The 15,945-nt window shown below is 71.2% G+C and carries 13 protein-coding genes; 8 read left to right on the top strand and 5 right to left on the bottom strand.

Annotated features, from left to right (window positions below; all coding sequences use genetic code 11):
* Positions 1-300 precede the first annotated feature (300 nt).
* The 5 genes from hpnA to shc are packed head-to-tail and all read left to right on the top strand — an operon-like array spanning position 301 to position 6,400.
* Positions 301-1,326 (top strand): hopanoid-associated sugar epimerase, encoded by a 1,026-nt coding sequence (gene hpnA / locus LW587_RS15870; protein WP_232630559.1) that lies wholly within the window; start codon positions 301-303, stop codon positions 1,324-1,326.
* Complete coding sequence (gene hpnC / locus LW587_RS15865) at positions 1,323-2,210, top strand: squalene synthase HpnC (protein WP_232630558.1); 888 nt, start codon at positions 1,323-1,325, stop codon at positions 2,208-2,210. Before hpnA ends, hpnC begins: the two co-directional genes overlap by 4 nt.
* Positions 2,207-3,055, top strand: a complete 849-nt coding sequence (gene hpnD, locus LW587_RS15860; RefSeq protein WP_232630557.1) for a presqualene diphosphate synthase HpnD — start codon at positions 2,207-2,209, stop codon at positions 3,053-3,055. The genes hpnC and hpnD overlap by 4 nt, the downstream gene beginning before the upstream one ends.
* Positions 3,055-4,356, top strand: coding sequence for a hydroxysqualene dehydroxylase HpnE (hpnE, locus tag LW587_RS15855; RefSeq protein WP_232630556.1), 1,302 nt, complete (start codon positions 3,055-3,057; stop codon positions 4,354-4,356). Before hpnD ends, hpnE begins: the two co-directional genes overlap by 1 nt.
* Before the next feature lie 43 nt (positions 4,357-4,399).
* Positions 4,400-6,400 carry a squalene--hopene cyclase gene (gene shc / locus LW587_RS15850; protein ID WP_232630555.1) on the top strand — a complete coding sequence of 667 codons (2,001 nt, stop codon included), beginning with the start codon at positions 4,400-4,402 and terminating at the stop codon, positions 6,398-6,400.
* A 172-nt stretch (positions 6,401-6,572) separates the two neighbouring features.
* Here shc and LW587_RS15845 read toward each other — a convergent pair whose 3' ends face one another.
* A complete protein-coding gene (locus LW587_RS15845) occupies positions 6,573-6,836 on the bottom strand; it encodes a hypothetical protein (protein ID WP_232630554.1) in 264 nt (87 codons plus the stop codon).
* Positions 6,837-7,078: 242 nt separating this feature from the next.
* Between LW587_RS15845 and LW587_RS15840 the strand changes: the two genes are divergently transcribed.
* The gene (locus LW587_RS15840; protein ID WP_232630553.1) at positions 7,079-8,773 is read left to right on the top strand and encodes a GAF domain-containing hybrid sensor histidine kinase/response regulator; all 1,695 of its coding nucleotides are present in this window, start codon (positions 7,079-7,081) and stop codon (positions 8,771-8,773) included.
* Between the two features lie 128 nt (positions 8,774-8,901).
* On the opposite strand, the gene LW587_RS15835 is transcribed toward LW587_RS15840, so the two are convergent.
* From LW587_RS15835 to LW587_RS15820, 4 genes are read right to left on the bottom strand one after another with little or no spacing between them, the layout of a single operon-like run.
* Entirely contained in the window at positions 8,902-9,927 is a 1,026-nt protein-coding gene (locus LW587_RS15835) for an FAD:protein FMN transferase (protein ID WP_232630552.1), read from the bottom strand.
* Entirely contained in the window at positions 9,924-12,041 is a 2,118-nt protein-coding gene (locus LW587_RS15830) for a 4Fe-4S binding protein (protein WP_232630551.1), read from the bottom strand. Before LW587_RS15830 ends, LW587_RS15835 begins: the two co-directional genes overlap by 4 nt.
* A gap of 59 nt (positions 12,042-12,100) precedes the next feature.
* Positions 12,101-13,111 (bottom strand): YVTN family beta-propeller repeat protein, encoded by a 1,011-nt coding sequence (locus LW587_RS15825; RefSeq protein WP_232630550.1) that lies wholly within the window; start codon positions 13,109-13,111, stop codon positions 12,101-12,103.
* The gene (locus LW587_RS15820; RefSeq protein WP_232630549.1) at positions 13,108-14,358 is read right to left on the bottom strand and encodes an ABC transporter substrate-binding protein; all 1,251 of its coding nucleotides are present in this window, start codon (positions 14,356-14,358) and stop codon (positions 13,108-13,110) included. The genes LW587_RS15825 and LW587_RS15820 overlap by 4 nt, the downstream gene beginning before the upstream one ends.
* Before the next feature lie 247 nt (positions 14,359-14,605).
* Here LW587_RS15820 and pedF point away from each other — a divergent pair, with 247 nt between their 5' ends.
* Together pedF and LW587_RS15810 are read left to right on the top strand one after the other, a co-directional pair.
* The gene (gene pedF, locus LW587_RS15815; protein WP_232630548.1) at positions 14,606-15,025 is read left to right on the top strand and encodes a cytochrome c-550 PedF; all 420 of its coding nucleotides are present in this window, start codon (positions 14,606-14,608) and stop codon (positions 15,023-15,025) included.
* 2 nt (positions 15,026-15,027) lie between these two features.
* On the top strand, positions 15,028-15,894 hold the full coding sequence (locus tag LW587_RS15810; protein ID WP_232630547.1) for a substrate-binding periplasmic protein: 867 nt from the start codon (positions 15,028-15,030) through the stop codon (positions 15,892-15,894).
* Positions 15,895-15,945: the final 51 nt, after the last annotated feature.

Raw genomic sequence — 15,945 nt, 5'->3', positions numbered from 1 at the left:
CGGACCTCTACCAGGACCACGACAAGCCGGAGATCATGTACGCCCAGGCCGGCCTCGACGCCGAGGGCATCCTCAAGACCGTCCGCGGTGCGCTGCCCGAGCAGAAGAAGGGCAGCCGGAGCGGCCGCCTGCGCCTCGCCTGAGTCAACCTTACCACGCGGGCGGCGCTTGCCGCACCGCGTCATCGATGAGACAAGCACCGCGCCGCCGCTGCCCGGAATCGGGGCAGGGCGGAAGCGGCGCTTCCGTTCGCCCCCGGGTGCCGGCGGGCGAGGGTTTCCGACCGATCACGCGAGCACGATGACAGAGCCGACATCAAGCGGCCCGCTCACAGCGGGGCCGGTGCTGATCACCGGCGCCAGCGGCTTCCTGGGGGCCGCCCTGGTGGACGTGTTCCGCGCCGCCGGATTCACGGTGCGGGTCTCCGTGCGCGCCTCCTCGCCCCGTACCAACCTGATCTGGCCCGATGTCGAGATCGTCGAGGCCGACATGCGCGACCGCGCGGCGGTCGCCTCCGCCCTGCGCGGCCAACGCTACCTGATCCATGCCGCGGCGGACTACCGGCTCTGGGCGCCCGACATGGAGGAGATCGTCCGCACGAACCGGGACGGCACCCGCATCCTCATGGAGGAGGCGCTCAAGGCCGGCGTCGAGCGGGTCGTCTATACGTCGAGCGTCGCGACCATCAAGCCGCACGACGACGGCACGCCTGCCGACGAGACCCGGCCGCTGACCCCCGAGACCGCGATCGGCGCCTACAAGCGCAGCAAGGTCGTGGCCGAGCGGGTCGTCGACGAGATGGTGGCCCGCGACCGGCTGCCCGCCGTCATCGTCAACCCCTCGACGCCGATCGGCCCGCGCGACGTGAAGCCGACGCCGACCGGGCGCATCATCCTCGACGCCGCACGCGGCAAGATTCCGGCTTTCGTCGATACCGGCCTCAACCTCGCTCATGTCGACGACGTCGCCGCCGGCCACCTGCTGGCGCTGCGCAAGGGCCGGATCGGCGAGCATTACATCCTGGGCGGCGAGGACGTGATGCTGGCGACGATGCTCGCCGACATCGCCGGGATCGTCGGCCGCAAGGCGCCGACGACGCGGCTGCCCTACGCGGTGATCTACCCGATCGCCTTCCTCTCCGAGCAGATCGCCCGGGTGACCGGAAAGGCGCCGCTCGCCACGATCGACGGCGTGCGCATGTCGAAGTACCGGATGTTCTTCTCCGATGCCAAGGCACGGGCGGAGCTCGGCTATTCCGCGCGACCCTATCGCGAGGGGCTGAGCGACGCGATCGCATGGTTCCGGAAGTCGGGGTACATGGCATGAGCGCCGCGCTTCAGACCGCGACCGACGCCCGCACCGGCAAGGGCCAGCACGACGAGAACTTCCCCGTCGCCTCGCACCTGATCCATCCCCGCTACCGCGGCGCGATCCTCGCGTTCTACAACTACGTGCGGGCGGGCGACGACGTCGCCGACCATGCCGGCCTGAGCCCCGAGCGCAAGATCGCGATGCTCGACGCGCTGGCCGACGCCCTGACCGGCAAGGGCGGCTCCGACCCCTCGGTCGAGCCGTTGAAGCGGGAACTGGCCGCCCATGGCCAGCCGCCGACGCACGCGCTCGAACTGCTCGACGCCTTCCGCATGGACGCACGCAAGTCCCGCTACGCCGATTGGGACGAGCTGCTCCACTATTGCCGCTACTCGGCCATGCCGGTCGGACGCTTCGTTCTCGACGTGCACGGCGAGGACCCGGCGCGGGTCTACCCGACCTCCGACGCGATCTGCGCCGCGCTCCAGGTGCTCAACCATCTCCAGGATTGCGGCAAGGATTTCCGCGATCTCGATCGGGTCTACCTTCCCTTGGACGTGATGGAGCGGCACGGCGCCGACGTGGCGATGCTGGGCGCCGCTCAGGCGACGCCGGCGCTGCGCGCCGTGATCCGCGAACTCGCCGAGCGGACGCTCGCCCTGCTGGAGGAAGGCGCGCCGCTGCCGGGTCTCATCGACGATCTCCGCCTGAGCCTGGAAATCGCTGCGATCCATCGCCTGGCGGTCGTGCTGACCCGGGGCCTGCTGACCCGCGATCCGTTGTCGGAAAAGGTTCATCATGGCAAGGCCGGCTTCGCCCTGACCGCCCTCGGCGGCATCGCGGCGACGCTGGTGCGCCGCCCGTTCCGGGCCAAAACCCCTCGGAGAGCCCATCCATGAGCGCGACCGCGGCTCCGCTGACGGCGGAGGAGGGGGCGCCCGCACTGCCGGCGGCGGGCTCGTCCTTCTATACGGCCATGCGGCTGCTCCCGAAGGAGCGGCGCGAGGCGATGTACGCCGTCTACGCCTTCTGCCGGTCGGTCGACGACGTGGCCGATGACGGCGGCCCCCGCGATCTGCGGGCGGCCGAGCTCGACGGCTGGCGCGCGGATATCGACGCGCTCTACGCGGGCGATCCGCCGCCCCGGGTGCGCCCGCTGGTCGAGCCGGTGCGCCGCTTCGGTCTGAAGCGGGAGGATTTCATCGCCGTCATCGACGGCATGGCGATGGACGCGGCCGAGGACATCGTCGCGCCGAGCGAGGCGACGCTGGATCTCTACTGCGACCGGGTCGCGAGCGCCGTCGGGCGGCTCTCGGTGCGCATCTTCGGCATGCCGGAGGAGGCGGGCATCCGGCTCGCGTGGCACCAGGGGCGGGCGCTCCAGCTCACCAACATCCTGCGCGACATCGACGAGGACGCGGCCCGCGGGCGCCTCTACCTGCCGATGGAGAAGTTCCACCGGATCGGCCTGATGACCCCGACGCCGGAGAGCGCGCTGGCCCATCCCCGCCTCGGCGAGGTCTGCGCGGCGGTCGCGGCGGAAGCCGAGGCGCATTACCGCCAGTCCTGGGCGATCATCGAGCGCAGCCCGCGCCGTGCCACCAAGGCGGCCCGACTGATGGCGGCGGCCTACCGGCTCTACCTCGACGCCGTGGTGCGGCGCGGATGGGCGCCGCCGCGGGCGCGGGTCAAGCCCGGCAAGCTCGCTCTCCTCCGCGTCGCCCTCCGCCACGGAATCCTGTGATGACGGGAACGGTGCACGTCGTCGGCGCCGGCCTCGCCGGCCTCTCGGCTGCGGTCTCGCTCGCCGAGTCCGGGAGTCGCGTGGTGCTGCACGAGGCGGCCAAGCAGGCGGGCGGGCGCTGCCGCTCCTACTACGATCCGGCCCTCGGGCTGACGATCGACAACGGCAACCACCTGCTCCTGTCGGGCAACCACGCCTCCCTGGATTTCCTGCAGCGGGTCGGTGCGCCGTCCGATGCCCTGAGCGGCCCGGACGAGGCGGCCTTCCCCTTCGCGGATCTGCGCACGGGCGAGCGCTGGACCCTGCGACCCAATGCCGGACGCCTGCCGTGGTGGGTTCTCGCGGCCGGCCGCCGCGTTCCCGGGACGCGCGCCCGCGACTACCTCGCCCCGCTCTCCCTGATGATGGCGGCCTCCGGCAATCCGCCGGGCCGGAGCGGCACGATCGGCGAGCGGATGTCCTGCGAGGGTCCGCTCTACGAGCGGCTCTGGCACCCGGTTCTGGTCGCTGCGCTCAACACCGACCCGCGGGAGAGCGACGTGGGCCTCGCCGCCACGATCCTGCGCGAGACCCTCGGCGCGGGGGGGCGCGCCTGCCGGCCGCTCGTGGCGGTGGAGGGCCTCTCGGCGGCCTTCGTCGATCCGGCGCTGCGCTTCCTCGCCGAGCGCGGCGCGGAGATCCGCTACGGACGCCGTCTGCGCGGCCTCGCCCTCGGCCCCGACCGAATCGAGCGCCTCGACTTCACCGACGAGCCGACCGCGATCGGTCCGGACGACGCCGTGGTGCTGGCCCTGCCGCCCTGGGTCGCCGCCGAGGTGCTGCCCGGCACACCGGCGCCGCAGGCGTTCCGCTCGATCGTCAACGCACATTTCGCGGTCCGCCCGCCCGAGACCGCGCCCCTGCTGCTCGGCGTCGTCGGCGGCCTCAGCGAATGGCTGTTCGCCTATCCGGACCGGTTCTCCGTGACCATCAGCGCGGCCGACCATCTGCTCGATGCGGGGCGGGAGGATCTGGCGCGGCGGATCTGGAACGAGATCGCGGAACTCAACGGCCTTGCACGAGAATTGCCTAGCTGGCAGATCGTCAAGGAGAAGCGTGCGACCTTCGCCGCCACGCCGGCGGAGGCTGCGCGACGTCCCGGCGTTGCAACGCGCTTCTCGAACCTCGTTCTGGCGGGAGACTGGACGGAAACGGGTCTGCCCTCGACCATCGAGGGGGCGATCCGCTCGGGCACCAACGCCGCGCAGGCACTATCCCGGAGCGGGATGTGCGGGCGGGCACAGGCACAGGGAGTTGCTTGAAGCAATGACGACGGCATCACGACAGTCCGAAGAGGCGACGGCGATGCGCGAGGCCGCAGGCAAGATCGAGCAGTTGCACCGTCCGAAGACGCGCGACGTCTCTCTCGCCGACGTGGAGCGCGGCGTGCAGGATGCTGCCCGCGCGCTCACGGCGATGACGCAGGCCGATGGTCACATCTGCTTCGAGTTGGAGGCGGACGCGACGATCCCCTCCGAATACATCCTGTTCCACCAGTTCCGCGGGAGCGCGCCGCGCCCCGGGCTCGAGGCGAAGATCGGCAATTACCTGCGCCGCACGCAATCCAAGGCGCATGGCGGCTGGGCGCTGGTGCATGACGGCCCGTTCGACATCAGCGCGACGGTGAAGGCCTATTTCGCCCTCAAGATGATCGGCGACGACATCGAGGCGCCGCATATGCGCGCGGCCCGCAAGGCGATCCTCCAGCGGGGCGGGGCGGCGAACGCCAACGTCTTCACCCGCATCCAGCTCGCGCTCTACGGCGAAGTGCCGTGGACGGCGGTGCCGGTGATGCCGGTCGAGGTCATGCACCTGCCGAAGTGGTTCCCGTTCCACCTCGACAAGGTGTCCTATTGGGCGCGCTGCACCATGGTGCCGCTGTTCGTGATCCAGGCCAAGAAGCCGCGGGCGAAGAACCCGCGCGGGATCGGCGTGGCCGAACTGTTCGTGACGCCCCCCGAATCGGTGCTGACCTGGGCGGCCTCGCCCCATGCGACCTGGCCCTGGACGCCGATCTTCGGCGCCATCGACCGGGTGCTCCAGAAGACGCAGGACCATTTCCCCAAGACGCCGCGCAAGCGCGCTATCGACAAGGCGGTGGCCTGGGTGTCCGAGCGCCTGAACGGCGAGGACGGGCTCGGCGCGATCTTCCCGGCCATGGTCAATTCGGTGATCATGTACGAGGTTTTGGGCTACCCGTCCGACCACCCGCAGGTGAAGATCGCCCTGGAGGCGATCGAGAAGCTCGTGGCCGAGAAGGACCACGAGGCCTATGTCCAGCCCTGCCTCTCGCCGGTCTGGGACACGGCGCTGACCAGCCACGCCATGCTGGAGACCGGCGGCGCGCAGGCCGAGGCCAATGCCCGCGCCGGCCTCGACTGGCTGAAGCCCCTGCAGATCCTCGACATCAAGGGCGACTGGGCGGCGACCAAGCCGAACGTGCGCCCGGGCGGCTGGGCGTTCCAGTACGCCAATCCGCATTATCCCGACCTCGACGACACCGCCGTCGTCGTGATGGCGATGGACCGCGCCATGCGCCAGCACGGGCTGGTGAGCGGCATGCCGGACTACTCGACCGCCATCGCCCGCGCCCGGGAATGGGTCGAGGGTCTCCAGAGCGCCGATGGCGGCTGGGCGGCCTTCGACGCCGACAACAACCACCATTACCTCAATCACATCCCGTTCTCGGATCACGGCGCGCTGCTCGATCCGCCGACGGCCGACGTGACCGCCCGCGTCGTCTCGATGCTGTCCCAGCTCGGCGAGACCCGCGCCACCAGCCGGGCCCTCGACCGCGGCGTCACCTACCTGCTGAACGACCAGGAGAAGGACGGGAGCTGGTACGGCCGCTGGGGCATGAACTTCATCTACGGCACGTGGTCGGTGCTCTGTGCGCTGAACGCGGCGGGCGTCGATCCGGACTCGCCGGAGATCCGCAAGGCCGTGGCCTGGCTGATCCGGATCCAGAACCCGGATGGCGGCTGGGGCGAGGACGCCTCGTCCTACAAGCTTAATCCGGAATTCGAGCCCGGCTACTCGACCGCCTCTCAGACCGCCTGGGCCCTGCTCGCCCTCATGGCGGTGGGCGAGGTGGACGATCCGGCGGTGGCCCGCGGCGTCAACTACCTGCTGCGCACGCAGGAGCAGGACGGCCTGTGGAACGAGGAGCGCTACACCGCGACCGGCTTCCCGCGGGTGTTCTACCTCCGCTACCACGGCTACCCGAAGTTCTTCCCCCTCTGGGCGATGGCGCGCTTCCGCAATCTCAAGCAGGGCAACAGCCGACAGGTGCAGTTCGGCATGTAACTCCCGCGACGGCGGGTCGGCTTTCGCCCGCCGGATGCCGGGTGTGAGACCGGGTCCTGGACCCGGAGCCCGTCGCTACCCAAAAAAGGTCGCCCTCGCCGCGCCGTCATGGGCTTGGCGGGGGCGATGTGCGTTTCGACGCCGTGAAGACTGCGTCCCGCGTCCGTACCGCTCACCGGTGGCGGCAGCGCGGCTTCCCATCCCCCGCCAAAGAGGCCGGCACGACCTGCCCACCGGACGCCTCGCAGGCGGCGCGGAACGGCTTCTCCGGACGGTGAAAGCCCCAGATCGCGATCATGGGAGCGACCATGAGGAACACGGTCGCTCCCATGATGAAGGCCGGAAACCAGTCCGGGACGCGCCGCGACGGCTCCGGCCGGATCGGCGGAATCGGCGCCAGGAAGGCCAGGAGGGGCAGCCAGTCGGAAACATCCATCGGTCAGCCCCTTTCCGATCGCGCCAAACCTCGAACCTGCTGCCAGCGTTCTCGCGCATCAAGCCGCGGTTGCTGCAGCGACCTGACGCAGGGTGCGAAGGACCTTTCCGGAAGCCGCGATTTATGAGGCGCGTAAGCGGCCTTAGAACGGCTTCAACGCAAGGGTGAGAACCTGTCGCGTCGGCAGGAGAGTGTCGGCTGCGGGCGCTCCCTGGGGAGGAAAGCCTACGAGGCACGTCGACATGGTCCCCCTTCCCCCGAACGAACCGGAGCGGCTCGCCTATCTCCGGGGGCTCTGCATTCTCGGGACCGAACCGGAGCCGCATTTCAATGCGGTCTGCCGCACCGCGACGGCCCTGTTCGATGTGCCGGTCGCGACCGTCACCCTGATCGATGCGGAGGAGGTCTGGTTCAAGGCGAAGTGCGGGATCGAGGCCGCGGGCGCCCCCCGGGCGGTGGCCTTCTGCGCCCACGCGATCCTCTCCGAGGACGGCCTCGTCATCGAGGACACCCAGGCCGATCCGCTCTTCGCCCAAAACCCGCTGGTCACGGGAGAGCCGCATATCCGCTTCTACGCCGGGGCAGCCCTCACCCTGCGGCCGGGCCTTCGAGTCGGCACCCTGTGCCTCATGGATCACGAGCCGCGCCGGTTCGGCGCCGAGGAGCGGGCCCGGCTTAGGGATCTCGCGACGGTGATCGTCGCGCATCTGCGCCTCTACGAAGCGCAGGCCGATCGGGTTTCCGAGCGCACCCAGGAGCTCGAGGCGGCGCGGATCCAGGCCGAGGCGGCGAGCCGGGCGAAATCCGAATTCCTGGCCACCATGAGCCACGAGATCCGAACGCCGCTGAGCGGCCTGCTCGGCTATACCGACCTCCTGCTCGACGATCCGACCCTCGGTCACCCCTCGCGCCTGCATGCCGAGCGGGTTCGCTCGGCGGGCTCGGCGCTTCTCACCATCGTCAACGACATCCTGGACTTCTCGCGGGTCGAGGCGGGCCAAATCGAACTCGCGCCGGTTCCCTTCCCGCTGCTGGCCCTGGTGGAGGAGGCGACCGAGATCGTCCGGGCCGGCGCGGCCCAGAAGGGTCTCTACCTCGCCCTCGAGATGGCGGCCGATCTGCCGGAGACCGTCGTCGGCGATCGCGACCGCCTGCGCCAAGTGCTGCTCAACCTGCTCAACAACGCCGTGAAGTTCACGCGACGGGGCGGGGTCACGCTCACGCTCGCGGCGGAGGACGCCGCCGGGCCCGTCGCCGCGCTGAGCCTCGCCGTGCGCGACACCGGCATCGGCATCCCGGCCGCCAAGCGGCATCTCCTGTTCGAGCGCTTCAGCCAGGTGGACGGCACGATCGGGCGGGAATTCGGTGGGACCGGGCTTGGCCTCGCCATCTCGAAGCGCTTGATCGGGCTGATGGGCGGCACGATCGAGATAGAGAGCGAGCCGGGTCAGGGCTCGACCTTCCGGGTCCTGGTTCCCCTGCCGGTGGCCGCCACGGCGGCGGTGCCTGCGGCCGCGCCGGCGTCGCCCCCGCGACGCCGGGCCTGCCGCGTGCTGCTCGTCGAGGACGTGTTCCTGAACCAGGAGATGGGCCGCGCCGTCCTGGCGCTCGGCGGACACATCGTCGATGTCGCCTCCAGCGGGGCCGAGGCGATCCAGGCCGTGACGGCGACCCCCTACGATCTCGTCCTGATGGATATCCAGATGCCGGGCATGGACGGCATGACGGCCACGCGCCGCATCCGCGCGCTGGGCGGGGCGGCGGCCGCGGTGCCGATCGTCGCGATGACGGCCAACGTCCTGCCGCATCAGATGGCGGAGTACCTCGCGGTCGGCATGCAGGGCCATGTCGGCAAGCCGTTCAAGCGGGAGGCACTGCTGGCGGCGGTCGAGCGATGGGCGGGCGGCGGCGAGGATCGACCGGCGCGCTGCGCCTGAGGATGCCCTGACGAGGTCGGATCAGACCAAATCCGGTTGATCCCTTCGGGATGGCGGATTTGGGCGTCGCTCAAACGCCGCGCGGGCTTGCCTGATCCGGGCTCCGCTTTGATCAAGCGGAGCCCGTATCAGACCTTGGGCGTGAAGCGCACGGAGCAATCGGGAAACCCCGCCACGAGCCCGGCGCCGGCCTCCTCCCCCATGACGAAGGCCGCGGTGGAAAGGCCATCGGCGAGAAGGCCGCTCGGGGCCATCACGGTCACGGCCGAGAGCGCGGTCGGCGAGCGCCCGGTCACAGGATCGAAGATGTGGTGATCGCGCCGGTCGGGCGAGAAGACGGTGGCGTCGTCTCCGGAGGTCGCCGCGAACCCGGCGAAGGGGTCGATGACGGCCGCAAGAGTCCGCGGCCGTTCCTGCCTGTGATCCCGTGCGACATCCTCGGCGGGGTTCCGCGACGGGAGGCCGAGCCGCCAGGGTCGTCCGTCGGCATGCCGGCCGCTCGCGCCGAACTCGCCGGTATCGACGAAGGCGTCGGCGATGCCGTGCCGGGCGAGCGCCGCCATCGCCTGATCGGCGGCGAAACCCTGGATCAGCCCGTTGAGAGTCACGCCCATGCCGGGGCGGGCGAGGCGGACGCCATCCTCCTCGAGAACGACACCGCGCCAATCGACACGCTCCACCGCCTGTGCGAGGGCGCGCGGGTCCGGCCGCGCGCCGCGGGCGCTCGCTGCGGCCCAGAGCGTCCAGAGCGGCTGGACCGTCGGATCGAAGGCCCCACCGCTGGCCTGCGCCAGGCTGAGGCCGAAGCCCAGCATCGTCCGCAGGAGCGGATCGGGGGCCTCGAGTCGCCCGTCGCGATTGAGGCGCGCCAGCGCGCTGTCCGGTCGGAACAGGCTGCCCGCCGCCTCGACGGCGCGGATCGCCGCGAAGGCGTCGCGGAAGGCGGCCTCGACAACCTCCGGCCGGTCGCTCACGAGGGTGAGCGCGACGGTCGTGCCCAGCGCGAGTCCGGCCCGGGTCGCGCTGCGCCGGCCCCGCGCTCGGGCCAGGCCCCGGAACGCCGCCGGCCCCGCGGCGAGCGCTGCCAGAGCGCCGAATCCCCCGAAGAGCACCCGCCGCCGCTCGGCCCGGGGTCGCAGCCTCGGCCCGCTCATTCGGCGGCCACGGGGCGACGGGCGGCCCGGCGTCCGCGCTTCTGTGCCAGCACCTGCGGCACGCATTGGTGCGGATCATGGATGATCGTCACGCACTCCATGCACTGGAAGCACTCGGCGTAGTCGATCCGCCCGGAGGGTTCGATCGCCCCATAGCGGCAGCGCACCCGGCAGAGCTGGCAGGGCGAGCCGCATTCGGCCCGCCGCGGAATCCAGTCGAGCAGCCGCAGGCGTCCGGCGAGGGCGAGGCTCGCCCCGAGCGGGCACAGGTAGCGGCAGAATCCCTTGTAGAGGAAAAGGTTCAGGAGGATCAGCCCGGCCGCGTAGCCGAGGAAGGGCAGGCTTCGGACAAAGTACAGGGTGATCGCCGTCTTGAACGGCTCGACCTCCGCCACGCTGTCGGCGAGGGGGGAGGCGAGGGCGGCGGAAAGGAGAATCGCCGCGAGCGCCCCATACTTCACGCCACGCAACGCCCGGTCGAGGCGCGGCGGGACGGTGATCTGGCGCAGGCGCAGGGGGCGCGCGAGCCAGGCGGCGAGTTCCTGCAGCGCCCCGAACGGGCAGAGCCAGCCGCAGAAGGTCCCCCGACCCCAGACCACGAGGGTCACCAGCACGAAGGCCCAAATCAGAAGCGAGGGCGGATCGTAGAGCAGGAAGCCGAGATCGCCGGTCTGGACGAGGGCGCGGGTGACGCCGACGAGGGTGACGATCGAGAGCTGCGCCTGGGCGTACCAGCCCACGACCCCGAGGGTGAAGGCGAGGAAGCCGAGGCGGAAGGCCGAGAAGGCGTCCTCTCGGGCGACGAGCCCCCGTTGGCGCACGAGCACCGGCACCAGCAGCCCGAGGGCCGCGGCGATGATGCCGAGTTCCCCGGCGCGGGCGCGCCACGCCTCGGTCCAGCCGGGCCCGGCCTCCGGGATCTCGCGCAGGAACAGCTCCGGCGGCAGCCGATACTCGGTCGAGAGATCGCGGGACACCTTGTCCGGAAAGATCTGCCCGCGCTCGCGGGTGACCTTCATCGCGAGGGTCCAGGGCGAGGCGGGATCGAAGCCCGCCTCCGGGGCGATCCTGAGGATCGTCCAGGGGCCCGCGGGCAGGCCCGGGGCGAGATCGCCCCGCTCCCAGGCCGCGTCCCGCAGGTTCACGGTCAGGCCGCCCTGCTGCACGGTGAGGCGCTCCGGCACCGAGCCGAGCACGAAGGCCTCCGGCAGCGGGTTCCAGCGGCCCGTGCTCACCACCATCACGGCGTGCCCGCCGGGGCCGATCTCGCGCATCAGCCGGGCGAAGGCCGCCTCGCCGAGCACCGTCCGCCCGATCGGGGGGACGTTGAGATAGGCGATCGTCAGCGCGGCGAAGGGCGCGTCGGGCTCGCCCGCCTCCGGGTCGTCGAGGCCGGTCCCGGCGAAGGCCGCGTCGGCCTCGCGTTGCGAGGGGCGCCAGACCGTCACCCAGCCGCGCCGTTCTAAGGCGGCGAGCGGCAGCGGGTCGCCCTCGGGGCGGGCCTCCACCCGCAGGCCGAGCTGGGCGCCGCCGAAGCCGAGCTTCTCCCGGGCGACGGCGAGCGAGGCGGCCAGCATCGTCTCGTTGACCACGCGCGTCGAAGCGGTCGCCATGGAGATGCCGTCGACGGTGGTGGCGGGCGCGGCCCCGCTGGCCCGGGCGTTCGGCCGCCCGACCCGGATCGGCTGCTTGGCCGAGAGGCCGACATATTGCTCGACGAAGGCGAAAAGCGGCTCCGAGCCCAGACCCTCGAGAAAGACCGGCTCGTGATGGGACAGCACCCGGGCATCGCGAAACGTGCCGTCCGGCCCCAGAGCGATCAGCAGGTTTGGCGCGGTCCCGCCGAAACCGGGAATGCGGGCGAAGTCGATGGTCTCGAAGGCGTAGGCGAAGACCTCGTAGGACCCGGCCTCCTGCTTGAGGATCGGCCAGACCGGGATGTGTCCGTCGCGCTCCCCGACGACGAGGGGAGCGGGGAAGAGGCGTTCGAGCCCCGCGCGGTCGAGGCCGCCAGCGAAGGCCGGGAAAGGCGCGAGAAGGGGTGTCAGCAGGAGGGCGACGAGGACGGCGATCCCGGTCGCCCAATCGCACCACGCGGACCGCCATTTCCGCAAGCGCTCTTCCCCGCGGAGGAGAAAAAATCCGTCGCGAGGGACCTCCCCAGGGTCACGGATCACTCGGCGGCTCCCGCCGAGCGGCCGTCGACGCCCCGCGCCATCTCGGTCGGCCGCACGGCCGCGCCCCAGGGATAGCGTCCGACCTTGATGCTGCGGATCGCCTTCAGGCTCGCCGCGTCGATCACCGTGACGTCGCCGGAGACGCCGTTCGTCGTCACCAGCCGCTCGCCGCCGGGGAGCACGGCGACGTGCCAGACCCGGCGCCCGACCAGGATGTAGGCCTTCACCTTGAAGGTCTCGGTATCGACCGCCGCGACCCGGTCGGACGGGCCGAGCGCCACGAAGGCGGTGCGTCCGTCCTCCGACAGGGCGATGCCGACGGGCTGGATGCGATCGGAGGAGATTCCGCGGATCTCGAAGCCGATGGTCTCGACGATCCGGCGGCTCGCCACGTCGATCACCGCCACCGTGCCGCCGATCTCGGAGGAGACCCAGAGCCGCCGGCCGTCGCGGGTGAACTCGGCGTGGCGCGGGCGCTGGCCGACCAGGGTGGCATCGACCGCCTGCAGCGTGGCCGTGTCGATCCAGTGGACCATGTTGGTGGTCTCGGAGGTCGTCACGGCGAGCGTGCCGTCCGGGCTCACCGCCATGCCCTCGGGCTCGATGCCGACATCGACCTGGGCGAGGACCTTGCGGCTGTCGGCATCGACCACCGTGGTGGTGGCGTTGTTCTCGTTGGCGATGAACAGCGTCTTCCCATCCGGGGCGAGGGCGAACTGTTCCGGGTCCTCGCCGGAGGGCAGGTCGTGCAGGAGCTTTCCGGTGTCGGGATCGATCACCTGCACCGCGTCGGAATCGCTGGCGCAGACGAAGAGCCGCTTGCCGTCCCGCGAGAAGGTGAGGCCGCGCGGGCGCCGGCCCACGGGGAAGGTGCGGGCGACCTCCCAGGTCGCGGCATCGATCACCGACACGGTGTTGTCGCGCTCGTTCGAGACATAGATCTCGCGGGCTTCGGCACGGAGCGGCATCAGCAGCGTGGCGCCGAGCAAAATCCGAAAAACAATCATCCGTGGCCTCCGAAGGCGCGGCAGGCGCTCTCGGGCTCGTCGAGCCCCAGAGTGTCGAGTTCGGTGCGCCGGTGCAGGAAGCCCTCGACCGGCGCGGCGGCCACCACGGCGCCGGGCCAGAGCACGAAGACCGGCTGGCGCAGCTGGCCGTTCCAGGGGCGGAAGCTCAGGGCCCGACCCTTGAAGCCGCCGACCTCGAATTTCTTGGACAAGAGCCGGTCGCGGATGGCGGCCGGGTCGCTCGAGGTGAGCTGCGTGGCCGCCTCCGTCACCGCGTGCACGGCCATCCATCCGGCCCAGTCGACCGGGCCCATCGGGCGACCGGCGAGCTTGGCGAAGCGGCCCTGGAGCTGCACCGCCGCCCAGGCCTCGACCGGACGGCCCCAGGCGGCGGGCGTGAGCCCGTGGGTGCCGACGACCGGCCGGGGCGCGGCGGTGTTGTAGACGAGGTTTCCCCCGAACTCCCCGCGTTCGTCCGCCACCGCGACCGCATCGTGGTCGGGGCCGCGGGTGAGGAGGACGAACTCCTTGAGGGCCGAATCGCGCAGGTCGGCGCCGCGGGCGTCGAAGGTCGCCTCGGCGAGGATCCGCGCCCCGAACTTCCTGGCGCTCCGGCGCAGGGCCTCGGCATAGAGGGCGTCGTCCGGGCCGGGCCCGGACACCAGCAGCAGGCGGCCCCAGCGCTTGTGGACGAGGAGCTGGACCAGGGCGTCGGTCAGCATGTCTCGCGAGGGCGATACGTGCAGCAGGCGGGCGCGGCAGTCGCGGTCGCGCAGGCGCGTGTCCGGGGCGCCGACATTCAGCAGCACTGCCTCCCGCGCCTCGGGCGCGTCGGCGACCGCCAGGAGGTCGTCCGCCGGGGCATTCACGACGAGGAAGCGGGGCGGCCCGCCATTCTCTCTGACCAGCGCGGCCAGCGCCGCGAGCAAGTCGGCGCCGGGCGCCACCACCGTCGGCTTGAGGGCGAAGGTCAGCCCGACGAAGCGGCCGGTGGCGTTGCCGTCGCGCAGGCCGAGCTCGGCCCCGCGCAGACCCTCGTCCTCGGGCACCCGCGGCTCGTTGTTGAGGGGCGTCGGCCGCTCGATCCGGCGCTCCAGGTAATGGATCGTGAGCGGGGCGCCCGCGGGCGCCGCCAACGCGGCGCCGGCCCAGAGCCAGAGGCCGGCCGCGACGAGGGCCCGGAACGCGTCGCGCGTCGCCCGGCTCCCCTTGCGTCCGCCGTCGGAGAAGTCGGCGCGTGTCGACATCCTGCCCTGAACGGTTCCACCCCGAATTTTGGGAAAGGATAGGCAGGTCTGGGCTGCGGCCGATATTGGACCAAGGTCTCACATCGACCGGGCCCGTTCCGTACCAAAGCACAATGGGGCGGCGCGCCCCCGCTTGATACGATCGCTCCACCATCGCGGAGTGGCGGGCCATCTTTCGCTCGCCTCCCGGACAACGAACGGCCCGGCGCCATACGCGCAACGGGACCGGCAAGGGAGTGATACGGACATGACGCGACGGTTCCGGCTCGTGGGCGGCCTGTTGCTCGCCTGCGCTTTGGCTGGCGGCGCGCTCGCCCATGGCGACGTGCAGCCCCAGCCGGTCGATACCGGCGGACTCGACGGCCTCGGGAGCGAGTGGCGCGGCGAGAATCCCTATCGCGGCAACGCCAAGGCGGTGGCGATCGGCGATTCCGGCTACAACCAGAACTGCGCCCGCTGCCACGGTCTTCAGGTCGTCTCCGGCGGCCTCGCCCCGGATCTGCGCTACCTGCCGACCGGCAAGGAAGGCGACGAATACTTCGTCGAGCGGGTGCGCCACGGCGCGATCATCAACGGCATGACCAAGATGCCGGCCTTCGAGGGCGTGCTGTCCCAGGAGGCCCTGTGGGCGATCCGCACCTACATCGAAGCCAAGCACGAAGAGTAGCCGTGTCGCCCGTCCTCACCCGGCGCCACACCCTGGCGGGGCTCGCCGGCCTGCCCGTGCTGGCTGCCCGCACAGCCGCCGCGCGCCCGCTCGACACGGTGACGGGGGAGGGGACCCTGCGCGTCGCGCTCTATGCCGAGAACGCCCCGTTCTCGGAGATGCGCGACGGCCGCCCGGTCGGCATCGATGTGGATGTCGCGGAGGCCCTCGCCACGATCCTGAAGGTGCGGCTCGACTTGCGTCTCGTCGATGCCGGCGAGAACGTCGACGGCGATTTCCGCCTGAACCTGTGGCGGGGCGACCTCGCCGGCAGCCCGCTCGCCGACCTGATGCTGCACGTGCCCCACGACAGGCTGCTGGGAATGCGCAACGAGCAGGTCTTCCTCGTGCGTCCCTATTTCGAGCAGCGCCTCGCCTTCGCCTGGGCCCGAGACCGGATGGAGGCCTTCGAGAGCTTCCCCGATATCGGCGACCACGCGGTCGCGGTGGAGGGCGCCAGCGCCTCCGATCTCCAGATCCTGATGGCGGAGAGCGGTCGCTACCGGAACAACCTCACGCACTTCCGCACGTTCGACGAGGCCGCCCAGGCCTTCCTGCGCGGCGAAGCCGCGATCCTGGCCGGCACGCGGCCCTCGATCGAGGCTGCGCTTCACGCCGCCGGGGCCGGGTCCGAGCGCTGTCCCATCGTGGAGATCGCGTTCGGCGGCCTCGTCAAGACGAGTTGGGAGCTCGGCGGCGCCGTGCGCTCCGATTCGCGCGATCTCGGCTACGCGGTCGGCGAGGGTCTGGCCGCCCTGATCGCGGATGGGCGGCTCGCGGCGATCTGCGCGCGGCATGGGGTGGGTTTCCGCCCGCCGAACGGGTTCTGAGCAGGCCCGGATCACCGGGCGAAGCGTGTTCGTGGACAAAAAACTCCAGCG

Origin of the sequence: Methylobacterium sp. Leaf118, from assembly GCF_920984675.1 — a bacterium.
In the GTDB taxonomy this organism is placed as follows: Bacteria; Pseudomonadota; Alphaproteobacteria; order Rhizobiales; family Beijerinckiaceae; genus Methylobacterium.
This window is presented reverse-complemented; position numbering and strand designations above follow the sequence as displayed.